Annotated in this window: 18 protein-coding genes and 1 tRNA gene; 11 read left to right on the top strand and 8 right to left on the bottom strand. The window is 71.3% G+C overall.

Annotated features, from left to right (window positions below; genetic code table 11):
* Positions 1-46: 46 nt before the first annotated feature.
* The 3 genes from OO60_RS08100 to OO60_RS08090 all read left to right on the top strand — a co-directional run bounded on the left by OO60_RS08100 (position 47) and on the right by OO60_RS08090 (position 2,850).
* Positions 47-1,111, top strand: coding sequence for a LacI family DNA-binding transcriptional regulator (locus OO60_RS08100; protein ID WP_033261129.1), 1,065 nt, complete (start codon positions 47-49; stop codon positions 1,109-1,111).
* Positions 1,112-1,288: 177 nt separating this feature from the next.
* Entirely contained in the window at positions 1,289-1,663 is a 375-nt protein-coding gene (locus OO60_RS08095; RefSeq protein ID WP_033261128.1) for a peptidase inhibitor family I36 protein, read from the top strand.
* 1,110 nt (positions 1,664-2,773) lie between these two features.
* Positions 2,774-2,850: transfer RNA gene (locus tag OO60_RS08090), tRNA-Arg, on the top strand.
* Between the two features lie 933 nt (positions 2,851-3,783).
* Here OO60_RS08090 and OO60_RS08085 read toward each other — a convergent pair.
* Together OO60_RS08085 and OO60_RS08080 are read right to left on the bottom strand one after the other, a co-directional pair.
* The gene (locus OO60_RS08085) at positions 3,784-4,809 is read right to left on the bottom strand and encodes an NAD-dependent epimerase/dehydratase family protein (protein WP_003075546.1); all 1,026 of its coding nucleotides are present in this window, start codon (positions 4,807-4,809) and stop codon (positions 3,784-3,786) included.
* 70 nt (positions 4,810-4,879) lie between these two features.
* On the bottom strand, positions 4,880-6,058 hold the full coding sequence (locus OO60_RS08080) for an acyl-CoA dehydrogenase family protein (RefSeq protein ID WP_003075547.1): 1,179 nt from the start codon (positions 6,056-6,058) through the stop codon (positions 4,880-4,882).
* A 248-nt stretch (positions 6,059-6,306) separates the two neighbouring features.
* Between OO60_RS08080 and OO60_RS08075 the strand changes: the two genes are divergently transcribed.
* From OO60_RS08075 to OO60_RS08065, 3 genes are read left to right on the top strand one after another with little or no spacing between them, the layout of a single operon-like run.
* Positions 6,307-7,554, top strand: coding sequence for an acyl-CoA dehydrogenase family protein (locus OO60_RS08075; protein WP_033261127.1), 1,248 nt, complete (start codon positions 6,307-6,309; stop codon positions 7,552-7,554).
* Positions 7,551-9,107 carry a 4-hydroxyphenylacetate 3-hydroxylase family protein gene (locus OO60_RS08070; protein WP_003075549.1) on the top strand — a complete coding sequence of 519 codons (1,557 nt, stop codon included), beginning with the start codon at positions 7,551-7,553 and terminating at the stop codon, positions 9,105-9,107. The genes OO60_RS08075 and OO60_RS08070 overlap by 4 nt, the downstream gene beginning before the upstream one ends.
* Before the next feature lie 57 nt (positions 9,108-9,164).
* Entirely contained in the window at positions 9,165-10,538 is a 1,374-nt protein-coding gene (locus tag OO60_RS08065; RefSeq protein WP_003075550.1) for a condensation domain-containing protein, read from the top strand.
* Positions 10,539-10,607: 69 nt separating this feature from the next.
* Here OO60_RS08065 and OO60_RS08060 read toward each other — a convergent pair whose 3' ends face one another.
* The 4 genes from OO60_RS08060 to hppD are packed head-to-tail and all read right to left on the bottom strand — an operon-like array spanning position 10,608 to position 15,091.
* On the bottom strand, positions 10,608-11,951 hold the full coding sequence (locus tag OO60_RS08060) for an ABC transporter substrate-binding protein (protein WP_003075551.1): 1,344 nt from the start codon (positions 11,949-11,951) through the stop codon (positions 10,608-10,610).
* A 55-nt stretch (positions 11,952-12,006) separates the two neighbouring features.
* The gene (locus OO60_RS08055) at positions 12,007-12,231 is read right to left on the bottom strand and encodes an MbtH family protein (protein WP_003075552.1); all 225 of its coding nucleotides are present in this window, start codon (positions 12,229-12,231) and stop codon (positions 12,007-12,009) included.
* 18 nt (positions 12,232-12,249) lie between these two features.
* Complete coding sequence (locus OO60_RS08050; RefSeq protein WP_003075553.1) at positions 12,250-14,007, bottom strand: non-ribosomal peptide synthetase; 1,758 nt, start codon at positions 14,005-14,007, stop codon at positions 12,250-12,252.
* 40 nt (positions 14,008-14,047) lie between these two features.
* Positions 14,048-15,091, bottom strand: coding sequence for a 4-hydroxyphenylpyruvate dioxygenase (gene hppD, locus OO60_RS08045; protein ID WP_003075556.1), 1,044 nt, complete (start codon positions 15,089-15,091; stop codon positions 14,048-14,050).
* 234 nt (positions 15,092-15,325) lie between these two features.
* On the opposite strand from hppD, the gene OO60_RS08040 reads away from it, so the two are divergent.
* The 4 genes from OO60_RS08040 (at position 15,326) to OO60_RS08025 (ending at position 19,743) form a co-directional block, all read left to right on the top strand.
* Positions 15,326-16,141: an SAM-dependent methyltransferase gene (locus OO60_RS08040; protein WP_051767650.1), complete on the top strand. Its 816-nt coding sequence runs from the start codon at positions 15,326-15,328 to the stop codon at positions 16,139-16,141.
* 164 nt (positions 16,142-16,305) lie between these two features.
* A complete protein-coding gene (locus tag OO60_RS08035) occupies positions 16,306-17,709 on the top strand; it encodes an FAD-binding oxidoreductase (RefSeq protein ID WP_033261125.1) in 1,404 nt (467 codons plus the stop codon).
* A gap of 77 nt (positions 17,710-17,786) precedes the next feature.
* The gene (locus tag OO60_RS08030) at positions 17,787-18,461 is read left to right on the top strand and encodes an aspartate/glutamate racemase family protein (protein ID WP_004561061.1); all 675 of its coding nucleotides are present in this window, start codon (positions 17,787-17,789) and stop codon (positions 18,459-18,461) included.
* Positions 18,454-19,743, top strand: coding sequence for an aminotransferase-like domain-containing protein (locus OO60_RS08025; protein WP_004561060.1), 1,290 nt, complete (start codon positions 18,454-18,456; stop codon positions 19,741-19,743). The genes OO60_RS08030 and OO60_RS08025 overlap by 8 nt, the downstream gene beginning before the upstream one ends.
* Positions 19,744-19,753: 10 nt before the next feature.
* Here the strand turns inward: OO60_RS08025 and OO60_RS45760 are convergent, their stop codons facing one another.
* Both OO60_RS45760 and OO60_RS08015 read right to left on the bottom strand, forming a co-directional pair.
* On the bottom strand, positions 19,754-20,404 hold the full coding sequence (locus tag OO60_RS45760; RefSeq protein WP_162146259.1) for a dihydrofolate reductase family protein: 651 nt from the start codon (positions 20,402-20,404) through the stop codon (positions 19,754-19,756).
* Positions 20,405-20,468: 64 nt separating this feature from the next.
* Complete coding sequence (locus OO60_RS08015) at positions 20,469-21,617, bottom strand: nucleotide disphospho-sugar-binding domain-containing protein (protein ID WP_004561058.1); 1,149 nt, start codon at positions 21,615-21,617, stop codon at positions 20,469-20,471.
* A 443-nt stretch (positions 21,618-22,060) separates the two neighbouring features.
* Here OO60_RS08015 and OO60_RS08010 point away from each other — a divergent pair, with 443 nt between their 5' ends.
* A complete protein-coding gene (locus OO60_RS08010) occupies positions 22,061-23,659 on the top strand; it encodes an MFS transporter (protein ID WP_081911164.1) in 1,599 nt (532 codons plus the stop codon).
* The last annotated feature ends 266 nt before the right edge of the window (positions 23,660-23,925 follow it).

Here is a 23,925-nt window from a genome sequence, read left to right as displayed (position 1 = left end):
CAGCGTGACTGAAGCGCTTCAGAATGTCCACGGTTAGACTGCGCGGATGACCCGGCGCCGCCGTCCCACGCTCGACGACGTGGCGGTCGCCGTGGGGGTCTCGCGGGCGACCGTTTCGAACGCCTACAACCGGCCTGACCAGCTGTCCGCCCGGCTGCGGGACGAGGTGCTGCGGGTGGCGGCCGAGCTGGGCTACGCCGGGCCGGACCCCACCGCGCGCAGCCTCGCGACCAGCCGGACGGGCGCGATCGCCGTGCTGCTCGACACGTCGCTGTCGACGGCGTTCTCGGACCCGGCGTTGTCGCTGACGCTGGACGCACTGGCCCGCGTGGTCGATCCGCGGGGGCACGCGCTGCTGCTCCTGCCGGGCGGTGCGCAGGGTGGCCCGCCTGCCGAGCGGGTGCTGGCCGCGCAGGCCGACATCGCCGTGGCGTATTCGCTGGCCGACGGCGTGCCGGCGCTGGATTCCGTGCGGACGCGCGGGCTGCCGCTGGTGGTGATCGACCAGCCGCTGGTGCCGGGCGCGGCGCGGATCGGCTGCCAGGACCGGCTCGGTGCGGCGCTGGCCGCGCGCCACCTGCGGGAACTGGGGCACCGGCGGTTCGGGATCTTCGCCGCGCACAGCCACGTGCGGCCCGGTGGGGGTGCGCTGACCGCCGCGGAGGCCGCGGGGGCGGCGTTCCGGGACACGCGGGAGCGGCTGGTCGGCTATCTGGGCGAGCTGGAATCGTGCGACGTCGTTTTGCACGAGGCGGCCGGGTTGAGTGCGGAGAGTGCGCTGGAGGGGGCGTTTGCGCTGCTCGGGGCATCGCCGCGGCCGTCCGCGGTGCTGTGCATGTCCGACCAGCTCGCGCTGGCTGTGCTGGCGGCGGCTCGGCAGCTGGAGATCGCTGTGCCGGGTGAGCTGTCGGTGACCGGTTTCGACGACAGCCCGCCGGCTTCGTGGTCGTCGCCGCCGTTGACCACGGTTCGGCAGGATCTGGCAGCCAAGGGGCGGATTGCCGGGGAGCTGGTGCTTTCGCTGCTGGACGGTGGGGCGGTCGCTACCTCCGTCACGTCGTCCGAGGTGCCGGTTTCGCTGGTGGTGCGGGACAGCACGGGCCCGGCATAACACCGTCTCTCCATTTCCGCAAGACCACGATAGCGGACCTGTGGACAACCATTCCTGCACCGGCCGGTTGTCCACAGATTCGGAATTGCGGGCTGACAGCTCCCCCGCCGCCCGCCAATCTGGAATCACACGTTCACCGCGGCCCGCAAGAGCCGCGATTCCGGAGGGAAATCCACCATGTCCGCACTTCGTCTTCGTTCCCGCCTGCCGCACATCGTGGTCCTGGCCATGATCGGGCTGCTGACCAGCGTCGGAGCCGCTCAGGCCGGCACCGATCCCGGCTGCCGCAAGGGCGAGTTCTGCCTGTGGCCGTCCGACGGTTACGGCGGGCAGATCCAGCGTTTCGACCTGCGTTCGGCCAATACCGAGGAATGCCTGCCACTGCCGGAAGGATTCGACGGGTCGTCGTTCGCGAATCTGATGACCCGCGATGTCACGGTGTACCAGGACGAGGAATGTTCGACGGAAGGGGATTTCGTCACCTATCCGGGTGGGGGCACGTACGTGCCGAACGCCCCGTTCCTGGTCCGCGGCATCCAGATCTGGGAGTGATCCCATGACCCGGGCCCACCCGCCGTCCGCTCCCTGGGGAGAGCCGGCTCGCGGCGGCGGCCGGGCCCGACCGGGGCCGCTTCCCCGCAGCGGCCCCACCCCGTGGGCGCGCCTCAGCGGCGGGGCGCGCCCACGGGCTTCCCAGGGGGTTCCGCGGCGCCTCAGTGACGCCCTGCGCGCGGGGTGGTCGCTGAGGGGTTCCTCGGGGTCCTCGGAGGGCCTGTGGCCGCGCCTGCGGGCCTCCAAGGGCTTTTCCGGGCCCTTGGGCCCTCGGGCCGCGCATGCGGGCTTCCGAGGATTTTCGCGCCCCTTGGGCCCTCAGGCCGCGCATGCTGGCCTCGGGACACCTCCGCGGTGGCCGCCGCAGGAGTTTCCGCCGGGTCCTTGGGCCGTCGGGCCGCAGATGCGGGCCTCGGGACACCCTCTGCGATGGCCGCCGCGGGAGTTTCCGCCGGGCCCCTCGGCCCTCGGGCCGCGCATGCGGGCCTCGGGAGACCTCCGCGGTGGCCGCCGCGGGAGTTTCCGCCTGCTGAAAGCGTCCCGAGCAGGGACCTTCTCTCCCGAAGTCCGCGAAGGGGTCAGTTCCACCCCTTGCGGCACGCGGCGGCTGCCTGCCCAGCGACGGGTCGGCAGGGCGGTGTTCCGCGGTTCCTGCGCGGGATGGGTCGCCGAGGGTTTGACCGGCCAGGCGGGTCCTTGGAGGGCGCCGTGGGCGCGCCTGCGGGGCTCAGGGAACTCTGCAGCGGCCGCCCGCCGACGGAAGCGTCCCGAGCAGGGATGTTGCCGGAATTCGCGCAGGAGGCCCGGCTCGGCCCGTTGCGGCGGGCAAGCAGCGGCGCACGGCGCTGCCTGCCCGGCCGCGGGTCGGGCGAGCAGGGTTCTGGCTGGACCGAGCAAGAGCCTTCTGACCGTCAGATTACAGGTTCCGGCCGCGGGGAGAAGCCCGCTCGGTCACGCTCAGCACTTCCCCGGACACAGGAGGAGGGTCCGTCCCGCTTTCGCGAATTACGTCGAACGAGACCTGAAACGATTCGCCGGTGTCGAACGATCGAGTGGATGGCGAAGACTAAGCTGCCAGTGCCGGGTCACCGGCAGCGGCCGTCGGCGCGGGCCCTCGTAGCTCAGCTGGATAGAGCAAGAGCCTTCTAATCTCTAGGTCGCAGGTTCGAGTCCTGCCGGGGGCGCCACCAGGGAAGACGCCGTGCGCAGCAGCGCACGGCGCACCCCGGGCCAGTGACCGGCCCCACACTTCGCCCGCGCTCGTGCCCCCACTGTGGACGGTCCCCCCTTTCGCCGGATCCCGTGCAACGGACTCCGGAAGGCGCACCGCGTAAGCACCCAGGTGGCCCAACCGTTCTAGAACGAGTTCTTCCCGAGACAACCTTGTTATCTACCCGATCGAGTGACCCAACAACCACACGATCGAGTGAACCCACCGCAGAGGAGCCCCAGGTGAGCCACGAACCCCCGGGCGGCCGCCACCGCCGGCGAAGGCAGAACACCATCACCCGAGCCACACTCGACGAAGCCCGCCGAGCAGGTCTGGTCCAGCGCCACTTGACGAAGCTCAGGCACCTGGCCGACCGCGCCCGCCTCGCCTCGCAACCAGTACCCCCACCACCGGAGGCAGCCGAGGACCAGCCATCCACATCGGACGCGGCTTGACGGAGGAAACCGCCTGCGGCTTCGGGACGGCGCACGGGTGCGCTGCCGACCGGCGGGCAGCGCACCCGCCGGGCTCCGCCGAGGCGAGCCCGCGAGCCCCGGACCCCCGAAGCTGCCCGGCCCGCATGCCCCAGCGGGCCGGGTTCCGGGCCCGGGGCACCTGACCTCGAGGGCCAAGCTCCGGGAGGCCAGAGGATCTGAGGGCACGGGGAGGGGGCGGGGCGGGGGAGCAAGAGCCGGACCATTTGAGGGCCTTGGCGCCGCTGCCCGTACCCAGCGGGGTGGCCGACTGAACCGGACCACTGGCAGCCCGCGGTCTGATCCCGGTGCCCGTACCAGGCGAGGCCGGTGGTCCAGACCGAACCGACCGCCGCACCTCGCCGCGCGGGGCGACTCCCCCGGCCACCAACCACCCCACGCCCGAGCGAAACCCGCCCGGCCAATGCGATCCCCCGTCAGGCCGCCCGCAGCCCGCCGTCCGCCACCGTCCCCGCGGCCCGCGCCGCGAGCAGCCCCTTCCCGTGCAGCCAGCGGATCGTGTCCGCCAGGGTCTCGCTCAACTCCCGGCTCGGCCGGCCGCTCTCCTCCACCCGAGCGTCACAAGCGCATGTGTACATCGCGCCGTACTCGGCCGGGATGTGCCATGGCCAAGCGCGCTGTACCCACCCCGTCAACACCCCCAGCGGGAACATCGCGCGGGCCGGGAGGTACACCGCCGGCAGTGCTCGGCCCGTCACCTCGCGCAGCGTTGACACGAACTCGCGCGTGCTCACATACCTTCCCGGGGCGAAGTGGCGGTTGCCCGCCGGGCCCGTTCCCGTGATCAAGGCCGCGTGGAGGGATGCCGTGTCGCGGATGTCGCCCATCGGGAGGCCTCCGGTCGGCCAGATCGGCATCAAGCCCCGCAACGTGTTGCGGAGCCTCGTCACCTGGTCGCCCAGCTTCGGGTCGTGGGGGCCCAGGAGGGCCGGTGGGTACGTGATCGTCACCGGGACGCCCGCCGCCTGGTGGGTGCGGGCCACCGTCTCCGCCTCCGCCTTGGCCGCCAGGTACCTCTCGCGGGGGCGTCCCACCGGCGACCGCGGGGTCAGCGGGCGGCCCGGCGACGGCAGCAGCGCTCCGAAGCTGGACACGTACACGATCCGGCCCGTTCCCGCCCTGCGGGCCGCCTCCAGGACTTGCTCGGTGCCCGCCACGTTCGTGCGGGACAGCTCGCGATGGCTTCGGCTGTCGAACGAATACACCGATGCCGCGTGCAGCAGCGCGTCCGCGCCGCGGAGCAGGCGGTCCACTCCGAAGCGGTCCAGCACGTTGCCCGTGACCACGTCCACCGCGGCCGGATCGACACCGAGGGGCGCCAGCGCACTCTCCACTGTGGACTCGTCGCGCACCAGGAGGCGGACGCGGTGGCCCGCCTTCACCAGCGCCGCCGTCGAGTGGGCTCCCACGTAACCCGTTCCGCCCGTGATGCTGACCAACATCGGGACCTCCACGCGACGAACGCCGGCCGCCACCCGCGTGCGCGGGGGGCGGCCGGCGTCTGGACCGGACCTAGATGTACAGCGTGTTCGGCTCGAGGCCGCACAGCACCCGGCCGTACAGCTCGAAGTTCGTGTTCGGGTGCATCAGCGCGTGCTGGTTGACCGTCAGGATGTCGCGGTAGATGCGCTGGATCGGGATTCCCTTGTAGATGGACGTCCCGCCGGACGCGTTGGCCAGGATGCCGATCGCCTCCTTGACCAGCTGGATCACGCTGCCCACGTCCGCACGCGTGCGGGCCCGCTCCTCCAGCTTCCACTCCGTGCCCTCTTCGCACTTGCGGTCGACCAGGTTGCCCGCCCGCCACGCGTGGAACGCGGCCTGGTCCGTCTTCAGGGCCGCCTCGGCCACCTGGAAGTGCGTGATCGGCGCGTCGCGCTGGCTGTCGTAGTTCGTGTACGTGATCTTGCGCTCCGGCAGGCGGTCGAGGAACACGTCCATCGCGCCGCGGGCCATGCCGACGATCGCGCCCGTCGAGGAGGCCGCCGCGACCGGCATCAGCGGGGCGCGGTAGATCGGGGAGTTCGCGTTGCGCTTGGACGCGCTCTGGCCGGACAACACCACCGGGAGCGGCAGCACCCGCTCCTGCGGGACGAACAGGTCCTTCGCGAACGTGCTGATGCTGCCGGTGCCGCGCAGGCCCGAGGTGTCCCAGTCGTCCATCACCAGCAGGTCCGACAACGGGACCAGGGCCATCACCGGGTACGGCTCGCCGTCCGGCGGGACCAGGATCGCGATGATCTCCTGCCAGTGCGCGTGGTGGGCGCCGCTGATGAAGCCCCACTTGCCGTTCACCGTGATGCCGCCGTCGACCGGCGTCGCCATCGCCGACGGGCTCAGCGTGCCGCAGATCCGGGTGTCCGGGGTGGCGAACACCTCTTCCTGGACCTCGTCCGGGAACTGGCACGCCATCCAGGTCGGGATCCAGTACACCGAGGCCACCCAGGCCGTGGACGGGCAGCCGCGGCCGATCTCGGTCGCGACCTCGGTGAGCGTCGTCGTGTCCGCCTCGTAGCCGCCGAAGTGCTTGGGGCGGCGCAGCTTGAAGACCCCGGCGTCGGCCAGGGCCTCGATGGTCTCCTCCGGCAGGCGGCGGTTTTCCTCGGCCCACAGCGACTGCTTGCGCAGGGACGGGATCAGGTCCGACACCTTGCGCACGATTTCCTCGCGCGTCGGGATCGTGGTGGCCAAGATATCCTCCAAGGGAAACGGACGTGCACGAACACCAGATCGCGCAAGGCTGGGCCGGCGTCCACGGATATTCCGGTTCGAGCCTGCGCCCCCGGAGCGGTTCACGCGTCTTCTGGCTTGCGGTCGGCCCTCGGTGCCCGCGGCCCCGCTTCCCCGCGCGGGGAACACCGCATTCCCAAGGATGTCAGCCCTCGAACGCCGGTGTGATCCTCGAAGCCGAGGCACGTTCGGCGAAGGGATGACAGGTCATGACAGCCGCCAGGAGTCTGCCCGCAGACGGCTATCCGTCCCCGCCCGAGCCGGGGCTGACGGCGGACGAGGTCGTGGCCCGCGCGGAGCGGATCGCCGCCGATCTCGTCGGCCGGCAGGAGGAGACCGAGCAGCGCGGGTACTACGGACTGGAAACGCACAACGAGTTCCTCAACGCGGGTTTCTACCGGATCCTCGTGCCGCGGCGCTACGGCGGCTACGAATTCGGCCTCGACACCTACCTGCGGGTCGTGACCGCGCTCGCCGCCGGCTGTCCGTCCACCGCGTGGATGTACACGTTCGGCGCCTCGCACGCCCACGTCGCCGCGAGCCTGTTCAGCGAGGCCGCGCAGGACGAACTGTTCGCGGGCGGCGACTTCATCTGCCCGGCCACGGTCGGGCCGGTCGGGTTCGCCGAGCGCGCCGAGGACGGCGGCTGGATCGTCGACGGCGTCCACCGGTACAGCTCGGGCTCGCCGTACGCCACCCACTTCATCGGCCACACGCTCGTGGCCGGCGGCGAGGGCGAACCGCCCGCGCCGATGCTGTTCGCCCTGCCCCGCGACCAGTGGGAGCGGCTCGACGACTGGGGCGCGCAGCTCGGGCTGAAGGGCAGCGGCTCGCACAGCGTCAAGATCGACCGCGCGCACGTCCCGGCGCACTTCGCGCTGCCCGGCACGCACATGGGCGTGACGTCCGTCGTCGACGGCACGCCCGGCTTCGAGCTGCACGGCAACCCGCTGTACGGCGGCGGCCTGCTCAGCATGATCCAGTTCCAGGTCGGCGCGCTGGCGGTCGGCATGGCCACCGGTGCGCTGGCGGCCTACGGCGAGTTGATGCCCAGCCGCACGACGATCTACCCGCCGATCGTCCCGCGCACCGAAGACCCGGACTTCCAGCTGCACTACGGCGAAGCCGCCGGGCGCATCGCCACCGCGCGCGCCGCGTTGACGGACGCGGTGCGGCAGTGGCACGAGACGGCCGAGCGCGGATCGGCGGCCTTCACCCGTGAGGTCGACCTGAGGCTGTCGCTGATCAGCAGCGAGGCCCTCCGGCTGGCCTGGAGCGCCGTGGCCGACCACCTGTTCCCGACCGCCGGGTCGAGCGCGGTGCGGACGGGCGAGCGCATCGAGCGGATCTGGCGCGACATGTCCACTTTGCACAGTCACGGCGGGGTGAGCATCTACCTGGCCAAGCTCGCCGGCCGGGAGCTGGCCGCCGAGGTCTTCGGCTTGGCGCACCCATGAGCGACCCGACGGAAGCCACCACGCGCCCGCTGACCGGCGCCGAGTACATCGAGAGCCTGCGCGACGACCGGGAAATCTACCTGTACGGCGAGCGGGTCAAGGACGTGACCGAGCACCCGGCGTTCCGCAACCCGGTGCGGATGACCGCGCGGCTCTACGACGCGCTGCACGACCCCGAGCACCGCGACGTGCTCACCACGGCCACCGACACCGGCGGGCCCGGCGGCTACACCCACCGCTTCTACACCACCCCGCACAGCGCCGAGGACCTCGTCGCCGACCAGCAGGCGATCGCCGCGTGGGCGCGGATGAGCTACGGCTGGATGGGACGCAGCCCGGACTACAAGGCGTCGTTCCTCGGCACGCTCGGCGCGAACGCCGACTTCTACAGCCCGTTCGCGGCCAACGCGCAGCGCTGGTACAAGGAGTCGCAGGAAAAGGTCCTGTACTGGAACCACGCGATCGTGCACCCGCCGGTGGACCGCAACCGGCCGCCGGACGAGGTGTCCGACGTGTTCGTCCACGTCGAGCGCGAGACCGACGACGGGCTGATCGTGTCCGGGGCGAAGGTCGTGGCGACCGGGTCCGCGCTGACGCACTACAACTTCATCGCCCACTACGGGCTGCCGATCAAGGACCGCAAGTTCGCCCTCGTCGCCACCGTGCCGATGGACGCGCGCGGGATGAAGCTGATCTGCCGCCAGTCCTACACGGCCGCGTCCGCGCTGACCGGCAGCCCGTTCGACTACCCGCTCTCCTCCCGCCTCGACGAGAACGACACGATCCTCGTGCTCGACAAGGTGCTCATCCCGTGGGAGAACGTCTTCATCTACGGTGACGTCGTCAAGGTCGGCATGTTCACCGGGCACTCCGGGTTCGTCGAGCGGTTCACCTTCCACGGCTGCACCCGGCTCGCGGTGAAGTTCGAGTTCCTGGCCGGCCTGCTGGCCAAGGCGCTGGAGATCACCGGGACGAGCGACTTCCGCGGCGTCCAGGCCCGGCTCGGCGAGGTGCTCGCCTGGCGCAACCTGTTCTGGGGCCTGTCCGACGCGGCGGCGCGCAACCCGGTGCCCTGGCGCAACGGCTCGGTGCTGCCCAACCCGAACTACGGCCTGGCCTACCGCTGGTTCTCCCAGCTCGGCTACGCGCGGATGCGCGAGATCGTCATGCAGGACGTCGCGAGCGGGCTGATCTACCTGAACTCCAGCGCGAAGGACTTCCAGAACCCGGACGTCCGGCCGTACCTCGACAAGTACCTGCGCGGCTCGCACGGCGTCGACTCCGTCGAGCGGGTGAAGGTCATGAAGCTCCTGTGGGACGCGGTCGGCACCGAGTTCGGCGGCCGGCACGACCTCTACGAGCGCAACTACGGCGGCAACCACGAGAACACCCGGCTGGAGCTGCTGTTCGGGCAGATGGGCGACGGGCAGCTCGACAGCCACAAGGAACTCGTCGACCGCTGCCTCGCCGAATACGACCTGGACGGCTGGCAGGTGCCCGACCTCGCTTCGTTCGGGCAGCTCGGTGCGATGGGCCGCGATCTCCTCAGCTGAGCACCTCTTCGACACCCACGTCGCCGACAAGGGGCGAGCCCGGAAGGAAAGACCAGAATGAGCGGTTCGGAAACGGCGCCCCCCGGCGCCCCGTTGAGCACCAACCAGCAGTTCCTCCTCATGTTCGACAAGGGTCCGGACCAGGGGGTGTTCGGTCCCCGGCACATCGTCGGCGGCGGCTGGCGGATCGAGGGCACCGTCGACACCGAGGCCCTGCGCGGGGCGCTGCACGACCTCGTCGTCCGGCACGAGGTGCTGCGCACGACGATCGGCCGGGACGCCGAAACGCCGTACCAGCTGGTGCACCCGCCCGAGACGCCGGTGCTCGAGGAGCACGAGCTCGCCGACCCCGGCCCGGGCGCCGCCCGGGACGCCGTCGCGCACGAATTCCTCAACCGGATCGAGGCCGGCACGTGCCCCGCCACCGAGCAGCCCCTGATCCGGGCCGCGCTCGGCCGGTTCGACGACCAGGACTCCGTGCTGGTCGTGAACACCCACCACACGGTGAGCGACGGCTGGTCGATGCAGATCATCATCCGCGACCTGCTGCAGTTCTACGCGGCGCGCCGCGGCTTCGGCGAGCCGGAGCTCCCCGAGTTCGCGCAGTACGGCGAGTACGCGAAGTGGCAGGAGGAGTACCTGGCCGGTGACGCCGTCGCCGCGGCGCGCGAGTACTGGGCGGGCAACATCGGCGACGCCTCGTTCTCGGGGCTCCCGACCGACCGGACGCGCACCGACGCCACCGGCGTGTACTCGGTGCACCGGTTCCTGATCGACCGCGAGGTGACGTCGGCGACGCAGCTGGTCGCCAAGCAGCTGCGCAGCTCGCCGTTCATGGTCTGCTTCGCCGCGTTCACCCTGCTGTCGCACAAGATCACCGGGGCGACCGACCTGACGCTGGCGACCATCACGTCGGGCCGCAACAACCCGGCCTTCAACGAGACGGTCGGCCCGTTCTTCAACTTCCTGCCGCTGCGCACGGATCTCTCGGCCTGCAAGACGTTCCGCGAGCTGCTCACCAGCACGCGCAACACCTGCCTCGGGATGTACTCCCACGAGATCCCGTTCGGCGAAATCGTCGGCGTGGCGCCGTCGGTCATCGCCCCGTTCGCGGACCCGACCTGCGCGGTGCAGGCGTTCGAGATCTTCCAGTTCCCGGTCGGCGCCGACGGCAACCCCGTCGGTGACCTCAAGGTTTCGCAGCTGCGCCGCCGGCTGCTGGACGAGGCGGACACCGCCGACATCCCCGACGGCGTGCTGTGGGCCCTCGACGTCCACCCCGACGGCGAGATCATCGGCAGCATCCGCTTCAACAGCAACGACTTCGACGCGGCGACGCTGGAGAACCTGGCCGCCGACTACACCCGGCTGCTGCGCATCGCGCTGGCCGACGTCGACGCGCCGCTGGAGTCCGTGCTCGCCGCGGAGTGACACCGGCACAACCGAAAGATCCCGCCCGGCGAAATCGCCGGGCGGGATCCTTTTTGGTACAGGCCGGGATCAGCCTGCCTGGAGCGCCTCCGGCGTCACCGGCGGGTAGGCGAGGCAGGCGTCGTTGTACCGGTCGAGCCGGTCCTGCGCCCGCTCGGTCGCCACCCGGAACCGCGCGGCCGGGTCCGCCCCCGAGACCAGGACGTCGTGCATCGCCGAGGTCAGCTCGTCGTTGATCCCGCCGAGGTCGCCGAGCAGCGCGCCGGTCGCCGCCGGCGTCCGGTCCGACGAGAGGACCTGCTCCGCCGCGACGCGGAAGCCGGGCTCCCGATCCGCCCAGCCGTCCGCGACGACCTGCTCGTACGCCGGCCGCATCACCGGGAGCGAGCCGGCGTGCAGGCGCCGGACCGCGTGGTCCGGGTTGAGCAGGTGCTGGGTGAAGGCGAGCGCCGCGTCTTCCTTCTCCTCCGGCAAACCCGCCGCCACGAACATCGACTGGCCGCCGAGGCTCCGGCCGGCGTACGGAGCCGCCTCGTTGTTCGGCACCCCGCCCAGCACGAGCTCGAACCCGGCCTCGGCGGCCAGGTGCGTCAGGTACTGGGAGGTCGCCGACGACGTGATCACGAACGCGGTGTCCTGGTTCGTGAACGCTTCCATGGCCCCGAAGTAGTCACCCGGCTCGCCGGTGTACAGGTAGTGGCCGCGCTCGTGCAGCTCCTGCCACCACCGCGCGTAGGCGAGCATCTCGGGCGAGTCGAGGGTGACGCGGGTGGAGCGGCCGCTCCGCCCGTTGTCCCGGTTGCTCAGCAACCGGCCCTGCGCGGCGAGCTCCATCTGGATGAGCCAGCCGTGGTTGGGCCACGCGATGGCGTGCGCCGGCCCGCCGGGCAGGGCGGCGACCGCGGCGCACGCGGCCGCGAGCTCCCGCCACGTCGCCGGCAGCCGGTCGACCCCGGCCCGCTTCAGGATGTCCTGGTTGGCGAACAGGAGGGTGGTCGACACCATCGTCGGCATGGAGACCAGCTCGCCGCCCCGGCTGTAGTAGTCGCGCACGGCCGGCAGGATGTCGTCGACGACCACCGGCTCCCCGAGGACCTTGGTGCGGTCCCCGAGCAGGCGCTGGATCGGCACGAACAGCGGCCCGCCGCCGGCCCCGCGCGTGTCGAGCGCCACCTGGGTCGCCGAGAAGTAGTACTCGGCGATGTCCGGCGGGTTCCCCTGCGCCACCGCCTCGGCGACCGCACGCGGCAGGTCGGCGTAGCCGATCTCGCGGATCCGGAGCCGGATTCCCGGGTGCGCCCGGCCGAACGTCTCCGCGGCCGCCTTGACCGGAGCGTTGAAGTCCGGGATGGGATGGTCGGTGAGCCAGACGTCGATCGTGGTCGAGCCGGCCGGGTCGGCAGCGTTCGGCACAACACCCTCCAATGCGAACAGGATTACCGGGAACGTCGTGGGTGCGCCGCCCGCGTCAGCTGGGGCCGGCGTGCGCCGCGATGAACTCGGCGACGCCCCGCGGGCGCAGGTCCACCCAGTGCTCCCCGACGTAGGCCAGGCACTCCGCGCGGCGGGCCGGCCCGTGCACGGCCGTCCAGCCGGCCGGCACGGGTGCGAAGGCCGGCCACAGCGAGTGCTGGCCCTCGCCGTTGCGCAGGACGGTGTAGTCGGCGTCCTGGTCCTCGAATGGGTTCGCCATCCGTTCCCCTCCTCCGCGTCAGGCCGCCGCGGCCGCGGCGCCGTCGATGTGCTCGGCCAGCTCGGCCACGGTCGGTTTGTCGAACAGCACGTTGATCAGCAGGTCGACGTCGAGGTCGGTCTTGATCTTGTTGAGCAGCCGCATCGCCTGCAGCGACTGGCCGCCGAGGTCGAAGAAGCTGTCGTCGATGCCGACCTGGGGCACTTCGAGCACCGAGCCGAAGATCGCGCACAGCGCTTCCTGCAGCGGCGTCTCCGGCGCCCGGTAGGCCGCGGCGGCCTCGAAGTCGGGCTCCGGCATCGCCTTGCGGTCCAGCTTTCCGTTCGCCGTCAAGGGGAGCGACGCCAGCTGGACGAACGCGGCCGGGATCATGTAGTCGGGCAACGCCTTGCTGACGTGCGCGCGCAGCGCCCCCAGGTCGACGTCGCCCGCCTCCGGCACGACGTAACCGACCAGCCGCTTCTCCCCCGACTCGAGCTCGCGGACCACGACGACGACCTGCGCCAGACCGGGGTAGGAGGCCAGCGCGGCCTCCACTTCGGCCAGCTCGACGCGGAAGCCGAGGATCTTCACCTGGCTGCTCGCCCGGCCGACCAGCTCGAGCAGGCCGTCGTCGTTGCGGCGGGCCAGGTCGCCGGTGCGGTACATCCGGGTGCCCGGCTCGCCGAACGGGTCCGCGACGAACACCTCCGCCGTCAGGTCCGTGCGGCCGAAGTAGCCGCGCGAGACGCCCCGGCCGGCGATGTAGATCTCCCCTTCGACGCCGTTGGGCACCGGGGAGAGCCGGTTGTCGAGGAGGTGGATCGTGACGTCGTTGAACGCGTCCCCGAGCGGCACCAGCGAGCCGGGCCGGAAGGACGCGTCCAGCGGGTTGTGCGCGGAGAACAGCGAACACTCCGTGACGCCGTACATCGCCCGGATCACGATGTCCGGGCAGGCGTCGAGCACCCGGCGCACCGCGCCGGGCGCGATCACGTCGCCGCCGGTGAGGATCTCGGACAGGCCGGTGAACGTGTCGAGGGACTCCTCCGCGAGCACCCGGAACAGGCCGGCGGTCAGGTGGATCCCGGTGATCCGCTCCCGCCTGATCAGCTCGCGCAGCGTGGCCGGCTCCAGGCGTCCGGGCGGGGCGACGACGATCCGGCCGCCGTGCAGCAGCGGCATCCAGATTTCGTAGGTGGACACGTTGAACGCGTACGGCGCCACCATCAGCACCCGCGCGTGCCGCTCCACCGTCCACTGGGAGTTGAAGATGAGCCGGACCACGTCCCGCTGCGTCACCGCGACACCCTTGGGGTGGCCGGTGGAACCGGACGTGTGGATCACGTAGGCGAGCTGGTCCGGGTGGATCGGCACCGAAGGGTCGGTGGCCGGCTGCCCGGCGGTGGCCGGGTCGTCGTCGACGACCAGCACCGGCACGCCGGACGGCAGGCCACCCCGGCGCATGGCGACGTCGGCCAGCAGCACGGTCACCTCGGCGTGGTCCACGACCCACTGCTGCCGGTCGGGCGGGTAGTCCTCGTGCACCGGCACGTAGACGCCGCCGGCCTTGACGGTCGCGAGGATCGCCACCACCAGGTCGATCGACCGCTCCAGCAGCACCGCCACCCGGTCGTCCTGGCGGACGCCGAGCCCGATGAGCCGGTGCGCGAGCCGGTTGGCCCGCTCGTCCAGCTCGCGGTAGGTCAGCGCGGTCGCGCCGGCGGACACCGCGATCGCCTCCGGTGTCCGCGCGACCTGGCCGGCGAACCGCTCGGAGATGACGAATGATTCCATTTCCGTGGTCCCCATCCCTATCCCGCCGGCGTTTTCCGGCTCAATTGCCGTCACGGTGCCGCTGGGTCTCGACCGCCTCGTACAACGACTTGATGTTCGAGCTGCCGAACGTACTCGCGCCCGACCGCTCGATGATTTCCAGGAAGATCGTGTTCCTCGGGTGCACCGACTTGGCGAAGATCTGGTAGAGCTGACCGTCGTGGTCCTCGTCGAGCAGGATGTTCAGCTCGCGAAGCTCCTCGACGCTGTGCCGGTCCGGCTGCACGCGCTCGGCCAGCCGGGAGTAGTAGGCGTCCGGCGTGGACAGGAGCTCGATGCCGCGCTCCTGGAGCTGCCGCACCGTGGCGAGGATGTCGTCGGTGCGCAGCGCCATGTGCTGCACGCCCGGGCCGCCGTGGTCCTTCCGGAAGCCGTCCACCTGACCGGCCTCCATCGAGGCGTCGGCCTGGATCAGGGTCAGCGTGACCGCCCGCGACTTGCTCTGCACGACCTTGATGAACATGGCCTGGTCACCGGTCACGATGCGCTCGGAGAGCGTGAGGTCGAAGTCGAGGGCCTGCCGGTAGAACTCGACGGTGCCGTCGATCTGGCCGGGCTCGACGACGACCGCGAAGTGGTCGACGGTGAGCAGGCCGGTGCCGGCGCCGGCGCCCGGCCCGGGTGCGGCGACCAGGTCGTGCGACTCGTACGCGGCCGAGTCGGCGGGCCGCTGCACGAACGTGTGCGTCACGTCGCCGAAACCGATGATCGACGCGGTCACCACGCCGTCCCGCTCGGCGGGCGCCGCGACCGGGCGCGCCCCACCGCGCACCGCCTGCTCGTACGCCGCGGTGGCGTCCGGCACCCGCAGGCCGATGTTGGCGACCCCGTCACCGTGCCGCTCGACGTAGGCGGCCACCGGGTGGTCCTGCTCGACCGGCTCGGTCAGCACCAGATCGACGTCCCCCTGCCCGACCACGACCGACCGGACCTGCGCCGGCGCATCCCCGGAGGTCGCGCGCACCGCGCAGCCGTAACCGTCCACCAGCCACTTGAGGCTCGTCTCGATGTCCGCAACATAGAACTCGACGTAGTCAACGGTCATTTTTTCGGATACCTGCGCTCGCGCCATCATCATCCAACCTCCACGCGCTGCCACCGACGTTGGCCTTCGACACTCCCACTGACGTTGGCATCCGGCGCACGCACGGCACGTCTTTCCGATTGCCGAGCAGCGGGGCGGCACTCCGGGTGGCGAAGGCACGCAACGAAGGAGACGCGGCCGCCGTGTCGCATTGGCATGCTGTGCTCAGACCCCCATGCCTGACGGGAGAATTCCGTGAGCGAATTGAGCTGGACACCGCCCGAGGTCGCCGAGTTCTACGACGGCTCGAGCCCGATGGCCGACAAGTACTACTCCGGCTATCAGCACCTGGGTTACTGGTACGACGACAGCGACGAAGCCACGCTGGAAGAAGCCTCCCGGCGCCTCACCCGCAAGATCGTCGACACCCTCGGCCTGCGTCGCGACCAGCACCTGCTCGACGCCGGGTGCGGCCTCGGCGCACCGGCGATCCACATCGCGGGCGAGTACGGCGCCCGGGTCACCGGCGTCACGATCAGCCCGGTCGAAGCCGCTCGGGCCCAGGCGCGTGCCGACGAAAGCGGCCTGTCCGAGCTGGTGCGGTTCGAGGTCGGCGACTACCACGGCCTGACCCACCCGGAGAACCACTTCGACGCCGTCGTCGCGATCGAGTCGCTCTTCAACGCCTTCGACCTCGGGAAGGCGCTGCTGGAGTTCCACCGCGTGCTCCGGCCCGGCGGCTGCGTCGCCTTCTCCGAGATGATCAAGACGACGAAGGCCTCCCAGGCGAAGAAGCCGTTCCCCCAGGCCCGCGAGCCCATGACGGCCGAGGCCTGGGTGCAGGAGTTCGAGTCCGCGGGTTTCGTGGTCGAGGAGCAGATCCAGTGCGGCCGCCGCGTGTACGTGAACAGCGGACGGCGCTACCTCGAGCACCACGACGAGATGAGCGGCCGCCTCAGCGAGGAATTCGGCGCGGAGCTGACCGATGAGATCAGGACGGGCATGCAGGCCGGGTTCCACCTGGGCCCGGAAGACGTGAGCTACCTGATCCTCTGCGCGCGGAAGCCGTAGCGCCGCGGCCCGCTCGGGGTCGACGAGCGAACGGCCGGTGGCCGGGTGCGTTCCGCGCACCCGGCCACCGCTGTTTCCGGCGAACCGCGGTGCACGTTCCTGCGGGGTGCGGAGTTCGCGCCGAAAGCTGGAGGCGCGCCGACGTCGTTCGTTAGCGTTGACCCATGGGATCACCAGTCGAGGACCTGCGGGCGGTCCTGCCCGCCGACCGGGTGCTCACCGACCCGGACCTGCTCGCCACCCACCGCCGTGACGAGGCCGACCTCTGCGACGCCGGCACCCCGCTCGCCGTGGTGCGCCCCCGGGACACCGCGGAGGTCGCCGCCGCCGTCCGGGTGGCCGCCGCGCACGGGGTGCCCGTCGTCCCCCAGGGGGCGCGGACCGGGCTGGCCGGCGCGGCCAACGCGGTCGACGGAGCCCTGGTCGTGTCGCTGACCGGGCTGAACCGCATCCTCGAGATCGACCCGGCGGAGCGGATCGCCGTCGTGCAGCCGGGCGTGGTCAACGCCGAGCTGCGCCGGGCCGCCGCCAAGGAGGGCCTGGCCTACCCGCCGGACCCCGGCTCCTGGGAGTCCTCGACCATCGGCGGCAACGTCTCGACCGACGCCGGCGGGATGTGCTGCGTCAAGTACGGCGTCACCGGCGAATACGTGCTGGGCCTGGAAGTCGTGCTCGCCGACGGCGAGGTGCTGCGCTGCGGCCGCCGCACGGTGAAGGGCGTCGCGGGCTACGACCTGACCCGGCTGTTCGTCGGCGCGGAGGGCACCCTCGGGATCATCACCGAGATCACCGTCCGGCTCCGGCCCGCGCCCGCGGAAACCCGGACGCTGGTGGCGGTGTACCCGACGGTGGCGGCCGCCGGGCAGGCCGTGTCCGCGGTGACCGCCGCCGGCCACGTGCCGAGCATGCTGGAGCTGCTCGACCGCACGCACCTGCGGGCGATCGAGGCGTACCGGCCGATGGGCTTGGACACCGAAGCCGCGGCGATGCTGCTGATCGCCACCGACACCGGCGAGCACGCCGGCGCCGACCTCGACCGGATCGCCGAGTGCTGCCGGGCGGCCGGCGCGAGCGAGCTGTACGTCGCCGGCGACGCGGTCGAGGCCGAGGCGCTGACCGCCGCCCGCCGGCTCGCCCACCCGGCGATGGAACAGCTTGCGGCGCAGGCGTTCCCGGACGGCCGGGGCGGCCTCGTCGTGGACGACGTCGCGGTGCCGCGGTCGCGGATCGTCGACCTCGTGGTCGGCGTCGAAGAGATCTCCGCACGGCACGGCGTCCTGGTGGGTGTGGTCGGGCACGCCGGCGACGGGAACCTCCACCCGGTGATCGTGGTCGACCTGGCCGATCCGGCCGGGGTGGACCGGGGGCGGCTGGTCTTCGACGAGATCATGCGGCTGGGCCTGGCGCTGGGCGGCACCTGCACCGGCGAGCACGGCGTCGGCCTGCTCAAGCGGGACTGGCTCGCGCGCGAGCTCGGTCCCGTCGGCGTGCGGGTCCACCGGGCGCTGAAGGCCGCGCTCGACCCGGCCGGGATCCTCAACCCCGGCAAGGTGATCGCGCCGGACTGACGGCACACGGGGAGACGGCGCCGGACGTCCCGGCTGGCAGCATCCGGGAAGAGGCTGTGCACGGACAGGAGGCGGCAATGGCGTTCGACGGCGGGCCGTTCCCGGTGGCGGTGATCGCCGGCACCCCGTACGACTCCGGGCTCGGTGCCGAGCTGCTGCGGGAAGCGGGGCTGCCCGCGCGGCCGCACGCCATGGCGGGGTCACCGGACGAGCAGGACGCGTTGCAGTACCAGGATCCGGCCGGCCTGGCGGCCGCGTTCCACCGGTGCCTGGCCGAGCTGCGCGACGGCGGTACCGGCCTCGCGATGCTGTTCTGCAACTCGCTGTCCGCGGTGGTCGACCACGACGACGCGGCCGTGCCGGTGATCTCGCCGGTCACCGTGTACCGCGAGCTGCTGCCGAAGCTGGGCTCGTCGCTGGTCGTCACCGGGAACGCGCAGGCCGTCCTCGGGGTCGAGCGCACCGCGTGGCGGACCGCTCCCGGGCACCGGATGCTCGGCGTGTCGGATCCCGCGCTGGTGCGCGGGATCGAGGCCGGTGACCCCGAAGCGGCCTTCGCCGCCTCACACCTGCCGACCACGCTGCGCCTCGCCGAACGACTCGGGCTCGACGCCGTCGTCCTCGCCTGCACGCACTTCACGACCGTCCTGCCGTTCGTCACCGCCGCCTGCGACCTGCCCGTCTTCGACGTCGGCAGCCGCCTCGTCGAGCTGACCACGCTGGCCGCCACCGGATCGGAGAACCATGCTTGAGCTGTACCGCGCCGACCTGCACGTCTCGATCTCCGACCCGGCGGCGACGTCGATGAACTTCCTCAACGAGATCGCCGGCCGGTACCCGGACGCGATCTCGCTCGCCGCGGGCCGGCCGTACGACGGGTTCTACTCGGTCGAGGACATCGCGCGGTACCAGCAGTCCTATGTGGACCACCTGCGCGGACGCGGCCTCGGCGAGGAGCGGGTGCGCGGTCTGCTGCTGCAGTACGGGCGCACCAACGGCCAGCTCGGGGAGCTGATCGCCCGGATGCTCGAGATCGACGAGGGCATCGCGGTGCCCGCGGAGTCGGTGATGGTCACCGCGGGCTGCCAGGAAGCCATGATCATCGCGCTGCGCGCGCTGTGCGCGGGACCGGACGACGTCGTCCTCGCGGCCGATCCCTGTTACGTCGGGCTGACCGGCGCCGCCCGGATCCTCGGCGTGGAGGTCGTTCCGGTGCCGGAAACCCCGGCCGGGCTCGACCCGCAGACCGTCTCCGAGGTCGCGCGGGAGGTCCGCGCGGCGGGCAAGCGGCCGCGCGCGCTCTACCTCGTGCCGAACTTCTCCAACCCGTCCGGCGTCTCGCTGCCCGTGGCGACCCGCCGCCGGCTGCTCGACGTCGCGGACGAGCAGGACCTGCTGCTGCTCGAGGACGACCCGTACGGCCTGTTCGGCCTGGACGACGAGCCGCGCCCGACGCTGAAGTCGCTGGACACCGGGGGCCGCGTGATCTACCTCGGCTCGTTCGCCAAGTCGTGCTTCCCCGGCGCCCGGGTCGGCTTCCTCGTCGCCGACCAGGCCGTGGTCGGCGAGGAGGGCGGGCGCACCCTGCTCGCCGACGAGATGTCGGCCATCAAGAGCATGGTGACCGTGAACACCTCGCCGATCTCGCAGGCCGTCATCGGCGGTGTCCTCGTCGAGTCGGGCTGCAGCCTGCGCACCGCCAACCGGGACAAGGTCGCGTTCTACCGGAACAACCTGCGCACCCTGCTCGCCGCGCTCGAGGAGCACTTCCCGCAGCCGGACCGCGGCGAGCGCGGGGTGCGGTGGAACGTGCCGAGCGGCGGGTTTTTCGCGGTCGTGGACGTGCCGTTCCCGGCCGACGAAAAGCTGCTCGAACGCTCGGCGGAGCAGTACGGCGTCCTGTGGACCCCGATGAGCTTCTTCTACGCCGACGGCAGCCACCACGGGATCCGGCTGTCCTGCAGCTACCTCGAAGCGGAGCAGATCGCGGAGGGCGTGCGGCGGCTGTCCCGGCTCGTCGTCGAGAACGCCTGAGGCGCCCCGGCTACGGCTGCTTGACGACCCGGTAGTGCATCCGGAAGGTCTCCGGCCCCTTCCTCGTGCTGACGAGCTCGAGCTCCCGCTGACCGGAGTCGTCGCCGAACAACCGGATGCCCGAGCCGAGCAGCACCGGCACGACGTGCAGGGACACCACGTCGACCAAACCCGCGTCGAGGCACTGCTGGATGACGTCGGCGCCACCCATCACCGCCACCGCACGGCCGTCGGCGATCTTCTGCGCCTCGGCCATCGCGGCTTCGATGCCACCGGAAACGAACACGAACCTCGACCACTCCCCGGTCGCCACCTTTTCCGGCACATCGTGCGAAAGGATGACGTAGGGCACCGGGATCGGCGGATTTCCGTCCCACGCGCCGGATTGGTCGAACGTGCGCCGGCCGGCGACGACCGCACCGAACTCGTCCGCTTTGAAGAGTTCCCGGGCCTCATCGGTGTACTCGGCCTCGGCGCCCGCGCCCTCGCGCGCCCACCGGTGAAGACGCGTCACATCACCGTCCGGCTTGGCGATGAACCCGTCCAAAGACACCGTGATATCGACAACAACGTCTCCCAAGATCCCGCGTCCTTTCGCATGGTGCGCGACGGTGAGCCGGCCGCGCTCGCCCAGAGGATAATGGGTGACCGGGTCCGCCACACCTCCGAAATTGCGGTTCCGAAAAGAACAAACGTATTCCGAAGGCACGCGCCAGTGCGGCGGATCAGGCGGCGTTCTTCCTGCGGGCGGCCCCGGCCAGTGCCACCAAATCGCCGGCCACGTCGGCCAGGGACGGCTGGGTTTCGATTTCGGCGGCGATTCCGGCGGCGGCCTGCCGGAACCGCTGCCGCCCGAGCAGTTCCGCACACCGGTCCGCCACCGTGCCCGGGTGGACCTCGCCCGGCGGCAGCTGCAGGCCGGCCCCCGCCGCGACCACCGCCGCGGCGTTGTCCAGCTGGTCGTCGAACACCGGCAGCACCAGCTGCGGCTTCCCCGCACCGAGGGCCGTCAGCGCGGTGCCCTGACCACCGTGGTGGATGGCGACGTCGCAGGCGCGGAGCACGTGCGACAGCGGCATCCGGCCGACGTGGGTGGCCACGGCAGGCAACGGGGGCCAGCCCGCGGCGACCGCGTCCTCGACGGCCACCACCACGTCCACGTCGAGCCGGGCGAGCGCCTGCAGCATCGGGATGACGATCTCCGACATCCCGTCGAGGCCGAGCCGGGGCAGCACGGTGCCCAGCGTGAGGCAGATCCGCGGCCGGCTCCTCGGCTGCCACACCCAGCCGGGCACCCGGGCCTGGCCGTCGTAGGGCACGTTGCGCATCCGGCGCTGGGTGTGGGCGTGGGCCAGGCGCATGCTGGGCGGCCACGGGTTGAGCACCGTGGCCGGCCGCGGCACCGCGGGCACGCCGAGCCGGGCGAGGTGCGGCCCGAGCTCGTCTTCCGCCGCGGCGCGGTACTCGCCCAGCAGCGGAATCCCCCACTGCAACTCGACCGAAGGCACCCCGGACACCGACGCGGCCACCGGACCGGCCGCTTCCGCCCGCTCGCTGAGCACCAGGTCCGGGCGCCACGACTCCACGATGGACAGCAGGCCGGGCAGGTTGCGTGCCGCGTTGCGGCCGAACACCCGTCCGTTGCCGTACCGCCGCGCCGCCAGCGCCTCCGTCGCACCCTCGGCCGCGAACCCCGCGAAGTCCGCCGCGGGTCCACATGAGACGGACGGGAGACCGGCGCGGAGCACCTCGGGGACGAAGTCGTCCGCGACCGCCACCAGCACCTCGTGGCCGAGCCCGCGGAACGTCCACGCCAGTGGGACCAGCGGGTAGAAATGCCCGCACAGGGCCACCGACGTGAACAGTATCCGCATCCGTGTCTCCCCGTCCGGGCCGCCGTGCGGTTCCCGCACGAAGCCGATGTACCCCGTCGGACCCTAACGCCCGGCCGCACGCCGGCACCTCTCCGCGACTGCGGCGTGCTCGCAACGCCGGAGATGCGGCCATCCGGCCGCCGCGGGATGGTCGGGTGACGTGCAGGAAACAGCCTCTTGACAGGAGGACAGGGTGACCGGCGCCGGCATCCCGACACTCGTGCGACGCACGACGCGAATGTCGGCGCGAATGCCCGCCGCGGGCGCCTCGGAAACCGCGCACCCGGTCCGCGAGATCGGGCGAACAGCGCATTCCAGAAGATGGCGCGAACCGGGGGTCTCCACGAGAATGGACGCGCTCCGTCGCACAAGCGGCATCCGAAGCGGGCATCCGGCAGAGCACTGAACCCAACGCAGTGGTCGTTGACGAGAGGAAAAGAAACGTGACTGGCGCACAAGCCCCGCCACTGGCGGGGCGGCGGGAATGGATCGGGCTTGCGGTGCTCGCGCTGCCCACCATGTTGACGATGCTCGACAATGGTGTGCTGTACCTGGCCGTGCCGAAGCTGAGCGAGGACCTCCACGCGAGCGGGATGGAACAGCTGTGGATCACGGACATCTACGGCTTCCTGATCGCGGGCTTCCTCGTCACCATGGGGACACTGGGTGACCGGATCGGCAGGCGCCGGTTGCTGCTCATCGGTGCCGCGGCGTTCGGGATCCTGTCCATCGTCGCGGCCTACTCGCAGAACACCGAGATGCTCATCATCGCCCGGGCGTTGATGGGGATAGCGGGTGCGACGATCATGCCATCGACATTGGCACTGATCATGAACATGTTCCCGAACCCCAAGCAGATGATGGCGGCGATCGGGGTGTGGTCCACCTCGATGATGGCCGGCCTGGCGCTGGGCCCGGTGATCGGTGGCGCCCTGCTGAACTCCTTCTGGTGGGGCTCGGTGTTCCTGATCGGCGTGCCGGTCATGATCCTGCTGCTGGCGGCCGGTCCGGCACTGCTGCCGGAATCCAAGAACCCGCACGCGGGACGCCTCGACCTGTTCAGCGTCGCGCTTTCGCTGGCGGCGATCCTGCCGTTCATCTACGGCCTGAAGGAGCTGGCGCGGTCCGGCTTCGGCGTCTGGCCGGTCGTCGCGGTGGTCGTCGGCGTGGTCTTCGGCGTCGTGTTCGTCCTGCGCCAGCGCGGGCTCGCCAGCCCGCTGCTGGACATCCGGCTGTTCGCGATCCCCGCGGTGAGCGGCGCGCTGATCCTGAGCCTGCTGGTCTCGTCGGTCCAGGGCGGCTCGGCCTTCCTGCTCACCCAGCACATGCAGCTGGTCGACGACCTGTCGCCGCTGGCGGCCGGGTTGTGGATGCTGGTGCCATCGTTCGCGCTGGTGATCGGCATCCAGATCGTGACGAACCTGTCGGCGAAGATCCGGCCGGCCTTCATCCTGATGGGTGGCACGATCATCGCCGCCATCGGCATGGTGGTGCTCACGCAGCTCAGCGTCGGCGGGATCGGCACCCTGATCCTCGGGCTGAGCATCGTGTTCTTCGGCGTGAGCCCGGCCGGCCCGCTGATCAGCCAGCTGGTGATGCGGGCGTCCCCGCCGGAGCGGGCGGGCTCGGCGGCCTCGCTGGCCTCCACCGGCGGCGAGCTCGGGGTGGCACTGGGCATCGCGACCCTCGGCAGCCTCGCCGCGGCCGTGTACCAGTCCAAGGTCACCGTGCCGGCGAACGTCCCGTCGGACGCGGCCGGCCAGGCGCACGAGAGCATCGCGGGAGCGTTCGTCGCGTCCGCGAAGCTTCCCGGCGATCTGGCGAACTCCGTGCTGACCACCGCCCGTGACGCGTTCAACTCGTCGGTCTCCCTGACGGCGACGGTCTGCGCGGTCGCGTTCGTCGCACTGGCTGCGCTGACGTACGCCACCCTGCGGGCGATCGCGCCGCTGGGCGGCCAGGGCGGCGGCGAGGCGCCGCCGCCGCCGGAGGAGGCGCCCGCAGGCGAGCAGGGCGACCAGGTGTCGAGCCCCGCGGTCTGATCCCGCTACACCCGTAAAACGACGAGTGGCCCCACCGAACGGTGGGGCCACTCGTCGTTTCCGGCTCATCGCCGAGGGACGGGCCAGGGAGGCGGTGGGCAGGACTCCACGGTCGTGCATCAAGTCAGCGGCTCCGCGGCCTCTCGTGAGTGAGAAACAGTGTTCTAAGAGCCTGTTCCTGAACTGAGCTCGGGTGGGCGTGTTGCCGCTGGCAGCAGAGGAACTCCTGGTAGATCGAGCGGTGCTGAAGCGCCGTTCTACCAGGA

The sequence above is a fragment of the Amycolatopsis vancoresmycina genome (assembly GCF_000716785.1).
GTDB classification, from domain to species: Bacteria; Actinomycetota; Actinomycetes; order Mycobacteriales; family Pseudonocardiaceae; genus Amycolatopsis; species Amycolatopsis vancoresmycina.
Note: the sequence above shows the minus strand (reverse complement) of the source record. Positions and strands in the feature narration are given on the sequence as shown.